Here is a 14399-nt window from a genome sequence, read left to right on the forward strand (position 1 = left end):
CGGTTGGGTTCAGTCCGGTTCGATGTCGGGATAGGAAACGAGCCGGTTTCGGTAGGTCTCGATGTGCGCGTCGATGACGGGGTCGTCGACCTTGTGCGCGCCATGCAAAATCAAAGGAGGCAGCCAGCGCATCCCGCATAAGGCAGCCGTCTGACGGAACGGTGGAAGAAATGCATCGAAGGCGTGGCCATGAACGCCCCCCGCCCGGTACGAATCCTCCCGGCTGCCAGTCGTCGCGACCAGCCAGCAATCCTTGCCCTGCAAGGCATTGCCGCCCCGGCCATAGGCCCAGCCGTATTCCAGCACGAGGTCGATCCATTCCTTCATCAGCGAGGGCATGCTGTACCACTGTATCGGATGCTGGAAGACGATCAGGTCGGCTTGCGCCAGCAGGGCCTGTTCGTGGGCCACGTCTATATAGAAATCCGGATAGGTTTCGTACAGGTTGCTTACCTGCACACGAGGCACCGTCATCGCCGCCTCGATCAGGCGCCGGTTCACCCGGGAAAGCCGATGCGTCGGATGGGCATACACCACCACGATGCGAGGGCCCGGCTCAGTCATCGTCGCTCGCGTCCAGCCCCGGAAACAGGATGTCGGTGAAACCGAAACGGGAAAAATCCTTGATGCGCATCGGATACAGGATGCCGGCCAGATGGTCGCATTCATGCTGGACGACCCGGGCGTGGAAACCGTCGGCGTCGCGGCTGATCGGCTGGCCGTACTGGTCGAAGCCTTCGTAATGGAGCCTGCGCCAGCGCGGCACGGTGCCGCGGAGCCCTGGCACGGAAAGGCAGCCTTCCCAGCCGTCCTCGATTTCGTCCGACAACGGCGTCAGCACAGGGTTGATCAGTACGGTTTCCGGCACCGGGGGCGCGTCGGGATAGCGCGCATTCTGCTTGAAGCCGAAGATCACGAGTTGCAGGTTGACGCCGATTTGCGGTGCTGCGAGCCCGGCGCCGTTCGCGGCGTGCATGGTATCGAACATGTCGGCGATCAATCCATGCAGTTCAGCAGTGTCGAAACCGGTGACCGGCTCGGCCGTCCGCAGAAGGCGCGGATCGCCCATCCGCAGGATTTCTCTGACTGTCATCTGATCTGTTCCAGGTATTCCGCGAAGTCCTGCCCCATGGCCGGATGCTTCAGCCCCATCGCCACCGTGGCTTTCAGGTAGCCGAGTTTGGAACCGCAATCGTAGCGCATACCGGCATATCGGTACGCCAGCACCTGCTCGGCCTGCATCAGGGCGGCAATGCCGTCAGTCAATTGGATTTCGCCGCCGGCTCCCTGGCCGAGGCCTTCAAGGTAATTGAAGATGGTCGGCGTCAGCACATAGCGCCCTACCACTGCCAGTGTCGACGGCGCGACCTCGGGCGCCGGCTTCTCGACGATGCTGTTGACTCGCGCCAGGTTCTTTTCATGCGGATCAACGCTGACGATGCCGTACTGCCGGGTATGACTGCGAGGCACGTCCTGCACCGCCAGCAGGCTGCAGGCCTCGCGGGCGAAAACGTCCGTCATCTGCGCCAGCACAGGCTTCGTGCCGCCGTCGACGTCCATGAAGTCGTCCGCCAGCAGTACGGCGAACGGTTCGTCGCCGATCACCGGCCGCGCGCACAGGACCGCATGTCCTAGCCCTAGCGGCGCCGACTGGCGGATGTAGATGCAGTTGACGTTTTTCGGGATTGCATTGCGGACCAGATCGAGCAAGGCGGTCTTGCCGCCCGCCTCCAGCTCGGATTCGAGCTCGTAAGCGGTATCGAAATGATCTTCTATCGCCCGTTTGTTGCGACCGGTGATGAACACCATGTCGGTGATGCCGGCTGCGACGGCTTCTTCGACCGCATACTGGATCAGCGGCTTATCGACGATGGGCAGCATTTCCTTGGGCTGGGCCTTGGTGGCCGGCAGGAAACGGCTGCCGAGACCGGCAACCGGAAAAACGGCTTTACGGACCACGCTATTGTTGTTTTTCATGGCTTTTCCAGTAGTTGCAACAATCCGGCTTCATCCAAGATGGTGATACCCAGTTCCTGCGCCTTGGCAAGCTTGCTTCCGGCCTCTTCCCCCGCCACCACATAGGTCGTTTTCTTGGATACCGATCCGGCGACCTTGCCGCCCGCCGTCTCGATCCGCGCGGCCGCTTCATCACGGGTCAATGTTGGCAGCGTGCCGGTCAACACGAAAGTCTTGCCTTGAAACGGTTTCGGTGCCCTTTCGGCGCCGGCGCTCTCCGTCCAGTGTATGCCGGCGGCGCGCAATTGTTCGATCAGCTCCCGGTTCAACGGGTCGCCGAGGAAAGTCAGGATGGAACGCGCCACGACCGGACCGATGTCCGGTACGTCCAGCAACTGTTCCTCCGTCGCCTGCAACAGTCCATCAAGATTGCCGAAATGGGTCGCCAGCTCCTTGGCCGTCGCCTCGCCGACATGGCGTATGCCGAGGGCATAGATGAAACGCGCCAGGGTGGTCGACTTTGATTTTTGCAATGCGTCGAGCACATTCCGCGCCGATTTGTCGGCCATTCTGTCGAGCTCGGAGAGTGCCGTCAAACCGAGCTTGTAAAGGTCCGCCGCGGTGGTGATCACCTGCCGCTCCACCAGCTGGTCGACCAGTTGCTCCCCAAGGCCCTCGATATCCATGGCGCGGCGCGAGACGAAATGCAGCAGGCCGCCCTTGCGCTGGGCCGGGCACTTGATCCACCCTCCCGAGCAGCGGGCCACTGCTTCTTCTTCCGGGCGGACGATCGGCGAGCCGCAGATCGGGCAGGTCGCCGGCATGACGAACTCGCGCGCATTGTCGGGCCGCAGTTCCGGCACGAAGGCCACCACTTCCGGTATCACATCGCCCGCACGCCGGACGATGGCTGTATCGCCGATCCGTATGTCCTTGCGCCTGACTTCATCTTCGTTATGCAACGTCGCGTTGGTGACGGTCACGCCGCCCACCGAAACAGGCGCCAGACGGGCGACTGGTGTAATCGCGCCGGTGCGGCCGACCTGGATGCCGATGTCCTGCACCACTGTCATCGCCTCTTCCGCCGGGAATTTGTGGGCAATGGCGAAACGCGGTGCGCGGGACACGAACCCGAGCTTCTGCTGCTGCTCAAGCCGATTTACCTTGTAGACGACACCGTCGATTTCGTAGGGAAGATTCTTGCGCTTCTCCGCGATGCCATGAAAAAAATCCAGCATGCCGCGCGCACCCTGCACAACAGCCCGTTCCCTGCATACCGGCAATCCCAGCGATGCATACCAGCCGAGCACCGCTTCATGCGACGGCGGCATGCCCGCGCCTTCCAGAACGCCGATGCCGTAGGCAAAGAAACGCAGGGTGCGCTGCGCGGTGATGCGGGGATCGAGCTGGCGGAGGCTGCCGGCCGCCGCATTGCGGGGATTGGCAAATTCCTTTTGTCCGGCATCGCGCTGCCGCGCGTTGAGCTTGGCGAAGTCGCTCTTGTACATCAGGATCTCGCCGCGCACTTCGAGGACCTTCGGCGGCGTGTCGGTATGCAGGCGCAGGGGAATTGCCTTCACGGTGCGCACATTCGCGGTGACATTCTCGCCGGTGGCGCCGTCTCCCCGAGTGGCTGCCTGCACCAGCATGCCGTCCTCGTAACGCAGGCTGATCGCCAGTCCGTCGAATTTGAGTTCCGTCGAATATTCAACCGCCGCCTCGGTCTGCAAGCCTTCCTGCACGCGGCGATCGAAGGAAGCGATGTCGTCTTCGTCGAAGGCATTGTTGAGCGACAGCATCGGCAATGCGTGCCGTACCTGCTCGAACTGCGGCAAGGGTTTGCCGCCCACGCGCTGCGTCGGGGAATCGGATGTCAGCAGATCGGGATGCTCGACTTCCAGTTCAACCAGTTCACGGAACAGCTTGTCGTATTCCGCATCCGGGATGGTGGGATTATCGAGTACGTAATAGGCGTGGCTGTGACGGTTGAGCTCGCTTTTCAGCCAAGCGGCGCGCGCCTGCCAATTGGATGGATCCGGTTCATTGTTCGGCTGTACCGCCGCTGTATCCTGCCGCATTAGCTGAACAACCGTTGCGCGCGGACGGAGCCGGCGGGAATATCGGCCGCTTCCATGTGACCGTAGAAATCGCGGACCTGTCCGGCGATCTCCTCCAGTGCGGCATTCGACAGCGGCTGGTTGCCATCATCGACCACTGTGCCGTCAAGGCGCGACGCCAGCATGCGGGCGCAGGAAATCATCGCGCCGAAACCGTCGCGCGCCTGCGCGACACGCGGCACGTCCAGCAACAGCGTCAGGCGCGAGGTGCTCTCGGCCGCCAGGGTGACATTGGTGGAAAGCGAGAAAAGAACGCCGCCGTCCCCATCCGGCATGACCAGTCGGCCATCCGGACGCAAATCGAATCCTTGCCTCTCAAGCGCTGCCAGGAGTGTGTTGATGACCCATGGCGAGCCGTTCGACTGCACGTTGACGCTGAGCTGTGCATCGTACTCGGTAACGAACTGGTGCAGGCCGCGGGCACCCGGCATTACATGAATCATGTCCGGCATATCGGGCTCCGCATCGAGATCGTCGGCAATCTGGAGCAGGCGTGTGACGAGTTCGGAAAACTCGATCTCATTGAGAGGACCGCTGCGGTTCGCGAGCTGCACTCCGGCTCGCAATGCATAGTAAATACCGCCGTGGGCAATCGCTTCCCACAGGCCATCGTCTCGTTGGCCGATGAAATGCACCGGCTTGCCGCCGACGTGCCGCAACGTCTGCAGGGTAGGCAGGATTTTTTCGCCGCGCAACGGGCCTTCGGGCGTAATCGGTATGACGCAATCGATCAGGTCATCTACAGGCAAATCCCTCTGGACAGCAGGTTGCGCAGCAGGGGGAGCAACGGCCGCCGTATCCGTCTGGGACGGCGCTTCGGCGAAGGGTTGCGTGGAGGCCGGCGCAGTGGAGGCCGGTTGCAATACATCGTCATCCACGAGAACGGGCTCGTGACGGTCGATTGTTTCGCCGGCGGATGCCGGGGACTTCATCAGCACATCATCCTGGTCGGAGGAGAATGCCCGTTCTACCGTCTTTCTGGCCTTGTATTCCTGCCATTTGTTATAGCTGATCACGCCGATGACAATGGTGCCGCCGATCGCCATCAGGCTGGTCTGAAGATCCGTCATTGCGGCAACTCCTTCGAGTGCAGGCAGGTCGCTGCATTGCCTTCAGGTTCATCGCGCAGCGCGCTCGAAACCAGCAAAATTTCAGATCGATTCATGGCCGAAGTCCGGTAAGTCAAGATTTTCCGCTTCAATAAAAGCGAAGTTATAAGCAATCAATATGGGCGTTTTGGGATACGCGCCGCTGGCGCATGAAGGCAGTCAGGGTAGTGTCCGCCCGTAAACTTGTCAAGCCGCGCCAAATGAGCAAAAACAGTGGATTCGTTCCTGAAAAAGATGATTTTTCGCAAGTAAATTGCGAAAAATTCTCTAACGGAAAGGTTGCGGTTCGTCGGTTGAGCTTCATCAATGCATTTTGAATAATGCCCAATAGAATTCCAACTCATCGGCAATGCAACGCCTGCCTGAAAAAGTTTCCACTGATCCACAAGGCAAGAAATTTCGGTTTTTAGATGCAATGATTTTTCTGGTGCGCAACATTTCTTTTTGATTTGGAGATTCGCATGCAACGAAAATTTAAAGAACAACTGGCTACCCCCAACGCCACCATGATGCCCAAAACTGATTCGCTTCGCCGGGTGGGTGCCGTATCAACACAGGGCTCAGGCGACTTCAAATTGCAGGAACTGGCGATGATGTCGATCAACCCGATCATCCGTTCAGTCCAGCGCTGGTGGCTGCATCGGGCGGAACGCCATTTCCTGATCTGCGCCGATGTAGAACTTCAGCGAGCACGTGAAGCACAGATGAATGTTGCCTACTATCAAAAACGTGCCGCCATGGCCCGTTCCGCGCGTATCTGATACGCCCGACTCCATGCACATCCTCATCGCCTGACGCCGGCTTTATTCTCCAGGGCGTCGGGCAAGTTCAACGGATTGCTTCAGGCAGCTTGCGCTTCCGAGGCAAAATTCGTAGCCGACTCCATATCCACCGCAACGATTCTCGACACCCCCTGCTCCTGCATGGTGACGCCGATCAATTGCTGCGCCATCTCCATCGCGATCTTGTTATGCGAGATGAACAGAAACTGGGTTTGCGAAGACATCCGCTTGACCATATTGCAGAAACGCTCGGTATTGGCGTCGTCCAGCGGCGCATCGACCTCGTCCAGCAAACAGAATGGCGCGGGATTCAACTGGAACATCGAGAACACCAGTGCGGTCGCGGTCAATGCCTTCTCTCCGCCGGACAGCAGATGGATCGTCGCATTTTTCTTGCCCGGCGGCTGCGCCATGACCTGGACGCCTGAATCGAGGATTTCCTCGCCCGTCATCACCAGCTTTGCGTTGCCGCCACCGAACAGGATCGGAAAAAGCTCCCCGAACTGCTGATTCACCTTGTCGAAGGTATCCTGCAACAGTTCGCGGGTTTCCTTGTCGATCTTGTTGATGGCGTCCTGCAAGGTGTTGATTGCCTCGGTCAAATCGGCATTCTGCGCATCAAGGAAATTCTTGCGCTCGGACGCCTGCGCCAGCTCTTCCAGCGCCGCCAGGTTGACTGCGCCGAGGGCTGCAATCGCATTGGTCAGTCGCGTTACTTCACCCTGTAGATAGGAGGGTCGGGTATCCGGATCGAGTTTTTCCGCCAGGGCCGCCTCGTCGGCCTGGGCCTCCACGAGTTGTTGCGCGTATTGTTCCTGGTTGAGACGGGCGGCCTGTTCTTTCAGCTGCAGCTCCATGATGCGGTCCCGCAGCGGTTGCAGGCTTCGCTCCCCCTGCGTGCGGGCTTCTTCGTGGTGTCGCAGCTTTTGCGTCAGCTGATCGAGCTCATGCCGCGCGTCCGCCAGCGCGCGCTCCTGGTCGCTGCGCTTGTCCAGCAGCGATTGCAAGCCGGCCTGAGCAGCCTGGTCGTCCAGGCTTTCGAGCTCAAGATGGCCCTGCTGCATGCTGGCGAACAGCTGCGCTGCCTGTTCCTGCGCGGTGGCGATATTGCGCTTGAGTTCATCGATCTTGCTGCGATGGGATTTTTCCGCGAACTCCGCTTCCTGCGCTGCCCGTTCCAGTTCGCGCAGCCTCGCGCGGGCGTCGTTCAGTTTCTGTTCCTTGTCGAGATAGTCGGTCTGGCTGTCTTCATGTGCTTCCTGAAGCTCGGCCAGCTCTGCATCGAGCTGCTCGAATTTTGCTTCCGATTCCACCTTGATCTGCTGCTGCTCGGCTTCCTGCGCGGCAATTTCCGCGAGATCCGCTTCGATTTGCGTGCTGCGCTGGTTGAAGCGTTCCTGCACTTCCGACAGTTTCATCACATCGATCTGCAGACCATGCACTCCCTGGGTCAGGGTGCCAACGCGCTGGCGCAGCTCCTGCAGACGTTGCGTCGCCTGTGACAGTGCCGCTTCGGCCCGGACGGCACGTGTTTTTGCCTCGTCGGCCAGCATTTGCTGGGCGCGCAATTGCTTGGTGATGTTGTCGATCTCCTGCTGGCGGGCCAGCATGCCGTCCTGCTCGGAATCGGATGCGTAAAAACGCACGCTGGACTTGCCGATCACATGCCCTTGCCTGGTGACAAAGCAGCCGCCCGCCGGCAGCTTGGCACGATCGACAAATGCGGCGTTGCTGTCCTCGGCGGCAAACACGTTGTGCAGCCAGTCCTGCATCAGTGCGCGCAGGCCAGGGTCGTTCAACTGCAGCAATTGCATGAACGGCTTGAGTCCGGCGGGCGCATCGGCGATCGCGCCCGGCGTTGCCGCGGCGGACGAGAACAAGGCCAGCTTGGCAGGCGGCGCATCGGTGAAGAAAGCCTTGGCCCAGTCGAGATTCGACACCTCCAGCGCGGAAGTACGCTCGCGCAATACTGATTCGAGCGCGGTCTCCCAGCCCTGATCAACGTGCAGCTTCTGCCATAACCGCGGCAGTTCGCCAAGCTCATGCTTGTTCAGCCACGGCTGTACCTTTCCTTGCGACTGCACGCGTTCCTGCAGTTGCTTCAACGCAGCAAGGCGAGCTTCCAGTTGCGCATTGCTGGCTGTCTCCGCGTTGAGCTGTTCCTGCGCCGTGCGCCGTTCCGCATCCAGCTTCGGCTGCTGTTCCTGCGCAGCCTCCAGTTGCTCCTTCGCCTCCTCCAGCAATGCCTGCTTTTCTTCAAGCTGTATTTTCAGATTCGACAGGTGGGCAGTGTCCGGCAGGTTGAGTCCGCTCTTCTCCTGCGTCAACCGCTCGCGCCGCACCGTCAGGCCTGAGAGGATGTTCGACGCATTGCGCTGGTGCGCCGATTCCAGTTCGATCTGCTGCTGAATCTGCATGATCTTGCCGCGCGACTCGGTCGTCTTCAACTGCGCTTCACGCCATGCCTGCTCCATCGCCGGCAACGCATCGTGCTGCTGCTGGGCAGCATGCTGCGCCTGCTCGACGCGTGCCGCCCGCTCTTCGAGATGCATTTCCGCTTCGGCCAGCTCTTCCTGCTGTTGCTGTCCCTGGCGCTGCCACTGGTCGCGCTGGGTCGTGAGGGAATTTAATTGGGATTGCAGCCGGCTTCGCGATTCGATGACGAACTTAATCTGCGCTTCCAGGCTGCCGATTTCGGAATTGGTCTGGTAGAGATGTCCTTGCGCGGTATGCATCCTGTCGCCTGCGGCGTAATGTGCCTGGCGCATATGTTCCAACTCGGTTTCCACATGCCGCAGCTTGGCGGTGTTTTCTTCGAGTTCGAGCTGCGCCTTTTCGATGTCGCGAAAGTATTTTTCCTGTTCGGCCTTCGCCTCGTTCTTGCGCAACAGCCAGAGCAGCCTCTGCTTTTCCTCCTGATCAGACTGCAGTTCACGAAATTTCTGCGCGACGGCTGCCTGCCCCTGGAGCTTTTCGAGATTGGTATTCAGCTCGCGCAGGATGTCTTCTACCCGGACCAGGTTTTCGCGCGTGTCCTGCAGACGGTTTTCGGTTTCCCGTCGGCGTTCCTTGTATTTCGATACGCCGGCCGCTTCTTCGAGGAAAATCCGCAGTTCCTCCGGCCGCGCTTCGATAATGCGCGAAATCATGCCTTGCCCGATGATGGCGTAAGCTCGCGGTCCAAGGCCGGTGCCGAGGAAGATGTCCTGAATGTCCCGCCGCCGCACCGCCTGGTTGTTGATGTAATAACTGGAGGTGCCGTCGCGGGTAAGCGTGCGCTTGACGGCGATTTCGGCGTACTGGCTCCACTGCCCCGCCGCGCGGCCGTCGGCATTGTCGAACACCAGCTCGACCGATGCCCGCCCGGACGGCTTGCGATTGGTGGAGCCGTTGAAGATCACGTCCTGCATCGACTCGCCGCGCAGCTCCGATGCTTTCGATTCACCCAGCACCCAGCGCACCGCGTCGATGATGTTCGACTTGCCGCAACCGTTGGGGCCAACCACGCCAACCAATTGCCCTGGCACCTGGAAATTGGTCGGTTCGACGAAGGATTTGAATCCGGATAGTTTGATGGAAGTTAAACGCACGTTATTGACTATTCAGAAAGTACTTCGATGTGAGCCTCGCAGGTGCGGCTCGACCAGGGAAAGAACGGAGCGGAAAGAGGCCGCCTTGAAAGGCGCTAATCATATCATTCCAGGCTTGCCGGACATTATTTCCGCGGGCCGATCCCGGCACAGCGCGCTGCCCGCGGCGGTATAATGCCGCCTCCGGTCCCGGCGCATCATGGAGGCTGATGACCTTTTCCAGTTTTTTCCAGTTCTTTAGCACTTTCCACCCTGTCCATCCTATTGCATACAGCGCCGTGAACCCGCTCCTCGACAAACTGCAACCTTATCCATTCGAAAAGCTGCGCGAGTTATTTGCCGGCGTTACGCCTAATAGTGCCTATAAGGCAATCAGTCTCGGCATCGGCGAACCCAAGCATCCTACTCCGGCTTTCATCTGCCAGGCGCTTGCCGACCATTTGCCCGGCCTGGCAAGCTATCCGACCACCGCCGGTTCCGATGAATTGCGCAAGGCGATCGCAGGCTGGATCGAACGGCGCTACGGCTTGCCTGCCCTCGACCCGGCGACCCAGGTGTTGCCGGTCAATGGTTCGCGGGAAGCACTGTTTGCCCTGGCGCATACCGTGATCGACCCGGTGCCGGGCGCGCTGGTGATGTGCCCGAACCCGTTCTACCAGATCTATGAAGGCGCTGCCTACCTGACCGGTGCCCAGCCTTACTTCGCCAACTCCGACCCGTCCCGCAATTTCGCTCCTGACTACCGCAGCGTGTCGGAGGAGGTATGGCGCCATGTTCAATTGTTATATGTGTGCTCGCCTGGCAATCCGACCGGCGCGGTCCTGACCCTGTCAGACTGGAAAGAGTTGTTCGACCTGTCGGACCGTTACGGGTTCGTGATTGCCGCCGACGAATGTTATTCGGAAATCTATTTCAAGCCCGAGCCGCCTTTGGGTGGACTGGAAGCCGCCCACAAGCTCGGCCGCCATGACTTCCCGCGGCTGGTCAGCTTTTCCAGCCTGTCGAAGCGGTCGAACGTCCCCGGCATGCGGTCCGGATTCGTCGCCGGCGATGCCGATATCCTGAAGAAATTCCTCCTGTACCGGACATATCACGGCAGCGCGATGAGTCCATCCATCCAGAGCGCATCGATTGCGGCCTGGAACGATGAGACGCATGTCCAGGAAAACCGCGCAAAATACATGGCCAAGTTCAACCAGATTACGCCCATGCTGCGGGAAGTGCTGGACGTGGAACTGCCGGACGCCGGCTTTTACCTGTGGGCTGGCGTCGACAAACGGGCTGCAATCTCGGATATCGACTTCGCCAGGCGCCTGTATGCCGAATATAATGTCACCGTGTTGCCGGGAAGCTATCTTGCCCGGGAAGCGCATGGCGTCAACCCCGGCCGCAACCGCGTCCGCATGGCACTGGTGGCGGAAGTCGATGAGTGCCTCGAAGCCGCCGGCCGCATCGTCGAATTCACCAGAAAACTCGCCGCATCCTGATTCAACCCGATTCAATCACTCACTACACATTCCAGATGAGCCAACAACTTCAGCAGATCATTGACCAGGCGTGGGAAGACCGCGCGAATTTCTCCCCCAAGTCGGCACCCGCCGAAGTCCGTGATGCCGTCGCGCATGTGCTGCGCGAGCTCGACCAGGGTAGCCTGCGGGTCGCGCAGAAGGACAGCGGCAGCTGGGTCGTCAACCAGTGGGTGAAGAAAGCGGTCCTGCTGTCCTTCCGTCTGGAAGACAACCTGCCGATGCAGGCCGGCATGAACGGCGCGAACTCGATGCAGTTCTATGACAAGGTGCCGACCAAGTTCGCCAACTACACCGCCGAAGACTTCGCCAAGGGCGGCTTCCGCGTGGTGCCGCCGGCGGTTGCCCGCCGTGGCAGCTTCATTGGAAAGAATGTCGTGCTGATGCCCTCCTACGTCAATATCGGCGCCTATGTGGACGAAGGCACGATGGTCGACACATGGGCAACGGTCGGCTCCTGCGCGCAGATCGGCAAGAACGTCCACCTGTCGGGCGGCGTCGGCATCGGCGGCGTGCTGGAACCGATGCAGGCCAATCCCACGATCATCGAGGACAACTGCTTCATCGGCGCCCGTTCGGAAGTGGTGGAAGGCGTGATCGTCGAAGAAAACTCCGTGATTTCGATGGGTGTCTACATCGGCCAATCGACCAAGATCTACGACCGGGCCACCGGCGAAGTCAGCTATGGCCGCATCCCCGCGGGTTCCGTGGTGGTGTCCGGCAACCTGCCGTCCGCGGATGGCAAATACAGCCTGTACTGCGCGGTGATCGTCAAGCGGGTGGATGCAAAAACCCGTGCCAAGACCGGCATCAACGAGCTGCTGCGCGAAGCCTGATCCAGGCCGGAACGTAACTTCCGCAATTCACAAGGAGTACATGATGGCAATGGATCGTCTGTTCCAGCTAATGAAGGAAAAAAGCGCTTCCGACATGTTCATGGCGGTCAACTCGCCGATCCATATCAAGCTCAATGGCCATCTTCTGCCGGTGAACCAGCAGAAGATGGACAACCAGACGATCCGGTCGCTCCTGGCGGAAGTCGTGACCGCCGAGCAGTTGCAGGAACTGGAAAAGAATAACGAGCTCAACCTCGGCATTCCAGTGCCGGGCGTCGGCAGCTTCCGCCTGTCCGCCTTCCGCCAGCGCGGCACCATCTCCGCAGTGTTCCGATTCATTCCCGGGAATATCCCGAAGCTCGCCGACCTGCATGTGCCGCCCGTCCTTGCGGACATCGTGATGGAAAAGCGTGGATTGGTACTGGTGGTCGGCGCAACCGGCTCAGGCAAATCCACCACGATCGCCGCGATGCTCGACCATCGCAACATCCTGAAGACCGGCCACATCCTGACCCTGGAAGACCCGATCGAATTCCTGTTCACCAACAAGAAATCCATCGTCAATCAGCGCGAGATCGGCACCGATGCCGAAAGCCTGAAGGTCGCATTGAAGAACGCGCTGCGGCAGGCGCCGGACTGCATCCTGATCGGCGAGATCCGCGACAAGGAGACCATGGGCGCCGCCCTCGCCTACGCGCAATCCGGCCACCTGGTCGTGGCGACACTGCATGCCAACAACAGCTACCAGGCCCTGAACCGCATCATCAATTTCTATCCGCTCGAAAACCGGCCGTCGCTGCTGTCGGACCTCTCTGTCACCATCAAGGCCGTGATTTCCCAGCGGCTGGTGCTGACCAAGGACCAGAAGCGCCGCGCGGCGGTGGAAGTGCTGCTCAACACCCGGCACATTGCCGAACTGATTGAGCAAGGCGAGATCAGCCAGATCAAGGAAGCGATCGAAAAGAGCATGTCGCCCGGGTCGCAGACCTTCGAACAGGCGCTGATGAACCTGATCCAGGAAGGCGTCGTCAGCCAGGAAGAAGCGCTTGCGAATGCCGACTCGGCGACCAATCTGTACTGGCTGCTCAATAATGCGCAGACCGGCCAGCAGGCGCAGCCGGAGGCGGAGGAAAAGAAGGACGACGGCCCGACCTTCACCGAATTTACACTGAATGTCTGAACCGATGACCATCACGCTGTATGGCATTCCCAACTGCGACACGGTAAAGAAGGCCCGTACCTGGCTGAACGCTCACGGAATCGAACATGCCTTCCACGATTTCAAAAAAGCCGGACTGAACGTGGACAGCGTCGATGCCTGGCTCGATCATATGTCTTGGGAAGTTCTCGTCAACCGCAAAGGCACCACCTGGCGCGGACTGGCTGACGAGCGCAAGGCAACCATTGTCGACGCGCGCAGCGCCGCTGCCCTGATGCTCGAATCGCCGTCGGTCATCAAACGGCCTGTGCTGGATATCGACGGCACAATCCATGTCGGTTTTTCGGAACCGCTGTATCAACAGATTTTCAAGAAGTGATCCATGAGCAAAACCCTCGCGCTCACCGAAGAATTGATCTCCCTGTCGTCCGTCACACCCGACGACAAGGGCTGCCAGCAACGTCTTGCCGAACTGCTTGCACCGCTCGGCTTTCATTGTGAAATCATCGCGTCCGGCGACGTTACCAACCTGTGGGCACGCAGAGGCAATGCACAGCCGCTGGTTGTTTTCGCCGGCCATACCGACGTCGTGCCGACCGGCCCGCGCGAGCAATGGCAATCCGATCCCTTCCAGCCGACCCACCGCGATGGCAAACTCTACGGCCGCGGCGCCGCCGACATGAAAACCTCCATCGCGGCAATGGTGGTTGCCACGGAGGAGTTCGTCGCTGCCCATCCCGACCATAAGGGCTCGATCGGCTTCCTCATCACCAGTGACGAGGAAGGACCGGCAACCGACGGGACGGTAGTGGTCTGCAACAAGCTCAAGGAACGCGGCGAGCGGCTCGACTATTGCATCGTCGGCGAGCCGACCTCTGCAGAGACCCTGGGGGACATGATCAAGAACGGCCGCCGCGGCACCATGTCGGGCAGGTTGACTGTCAAGGGTATTCAGGGCCATATCGCCTATCCGCAACTGGCTAAAAATCCGATCCATCTCGCGGTACCGGCACTGACTGCACTGGCGGCGGAAAAATGGGACGAAGGCAACGACTACTATCTGCCGACCTCCTGGCAGATGTCGAATATCCATGGCGGCACCGGCGCATCGAACGTGATTCCCGGCGAAGTCGTCATCGACTTCAATTTCCGATTTTCCACTGCCAGCACGGTTGACGGCCTGCAGAAGCGGGTTCATGCGATCCTCGACAGGCATGGGCTGGAGTACTCGCTGAAATGGACTGTCGGCGGCCTGCCCTTCCTCACGCCGCGCGGCAACCTGAGCGATGCCATGTCGGCAGCCATCAAATCCGAAACCGGCATC

Annotated in this window: 12 protein-coding genes; 6 read left to right on the plus strand and 6 right to left on the minus strand. The window is 60.0% G+C overall.

Annotation, left to right across the window (positions count from 1 at the left end):
- Positions 1-9: 9 nt before the first annotated feature.
- Genes VGU61_RS13505 through VGU61_RS13525 form a run of 5 tightly spaced genes read right to left on the minus strand, consistent with a single transcriptional unit; the run spans position 10 to position 5143 of the window.
- A complete protein-coding gene (locus VGU61_RS13505) occupies positions 10-564 on the minus strand; it encodes an NAD(P)H-dependent oxidoreductase (RefSeq protein ID WP_326859664.1) in 555 nt (184 codons plus the stop codon).
- A complete protein-coding gene (gene def, locus VGU61_RS13510) occupies positions 557-1093 on the minus strand; it encodes a peptide deformylase (protein ID WP_326859665.1) in 537 nt (178 codons plus the stop codon). Before def ends, VGU61_RS13505 begins: the two co-directional genes overlap by 8 nt.
- The gene (gene galU / locus VGU61_RS13515; RefSeq protein WP_326859666.1) at positions 1090-1977 is read right to left on the minus strand and encodes a UTP--glucose-1-phosphate uridylyltransferase GalU; all 888 of its coding nucleotides are present in this window, start codon (positions 1975-1977) and stop codon (positions 1090-1092) included. The genes def and galU overlap by 4 nt, the downstream gene beginning before the upstream one ends.
- Complete coding sequence (ligA, locus tag VGU61_RS13520; protein WP_326859667.1) at positions 1974-4034, minus strand: NAD-dependent DNA ligase LigA; 2061 nt, start codon at positions 4032-4034, stop codon at positions 1974-1976. Before ligA ends, galU begins: the two co-directional genes overlap by 4 nt.
- The gene (locus tag VGU61_RS13525; RefSeq protein WP_326859668.1) at positions 4034-5143 is read right to left on the minus strand and encodes a cell division protein ZipA C-terminal FtsZ-binding domain-containing protein; all 1110 of its coding nucleotides are present in this window, start codon (positions 5141-5143) and stop codon (positions 4034-4036) included. Before VGU61_RS13525 ends, ligA begins: the two co-directional genes overlap by 1 nt.
- A 500-nt stretch (positions 5144-5643) precedes the next feature.
- On the opposite strand from VGU61_RS13525, the gene VGU61_RS13530 reads away from it, so the two are divergent.
- A complete protein-coding gene (locus VGU61_RS13530) occupies positions 5644-5943 on the plus strand; it encodes a hypothetical protein (protein WP_326859669.1) in 300 nt (99 codons plus the stop codon).
- 80 nt (positions 5944-6023) lie between these two features.
- Here the strand turns inward: VGU61_RS13530 and smc are convergent, their stop codons facing one another.
- Positions 6024-9554, minus strand: coding sequence for a chromosome segregation protein SMC (gene smc, locus VGU61_RS13535; RefSeq protein ID WP_326859670.1), 3531 nt, complete (start codon positions 9552-9554; stop codon positions 6024-6026).
- A 278-nt stretch (positions 9555-9832) separates the two neighbouring features.
- Between smc and dapC the strand changes: the two genes are divergently transcribed.
- From dapC to dapE, 5 genes are all read left to right on the plus strand, one after another.
- Positions 9833-11041: a succinyldiaminopimelate transaminase gene (gene dapC, locus VGU61_RS13540; RefSeq protein ID WP_326859671.1), complete on the plus strand. Its 1209-nt coding sequence runs from the start codon at positions 9833-9835 to the stop codon at positions 11039-11041.
- Between the two features lie 35 nt (positions 11042-11076).
- Positions 11077-11916, plus strand: coding sequence for a 2,3,4,5-tetrahydropyridine-2,6-dicarboxylate N-succinyltransferase (gene dapD / locus VGU61_RS13545; RefSeq protein ID WP_326859672.1), 840 nt, complete (start codon positions 11077-11079; stop codon positions 11914-11916).
- A gap of 43 nt (positions 11917-11959) precedes the next feature.
- Positions 11960-13096, plus strand: a complete 1137-nt coding sequence (locus tag VGU61_RS13550; protein WP_326859673.1) for a PilT/PilU family type 4a pilus ATPase — start codon at positions 11960-11962, stop codon at positions 13094-13096.
- 4 nt (positions 13097-13100) lie between these two features.
- Entirely contained in the window at positions 13101-13454 is a 354-nt protein-coding gene (locus VGU61_RS13555) for an ArsC family reductase (protein WP_326859676.1), read from the plus strand.
- A 3-nt stretch (positions 13455-13457) separates the two neighbouring features.
- The coding region (gene dapE, locus VGU61_RS13560; protein WP_326859674.1) for a succinyl-diaminopimelate desuccinylase at positions 13458-14399 on the plus strand (942 nt) is incomplete at its 3' end.

The sequence above is a fragment of the Noviherbaspirillum sp. genome (genome assembly GCF_035944575.1).
In the GTDB taxonomy this organism is placed as follows: Bacteria; Pseudomonadota; Gammaproteobacteria; order Burkholderiales; family Burkholderiaceae_D; genus Noviherbaspirillum.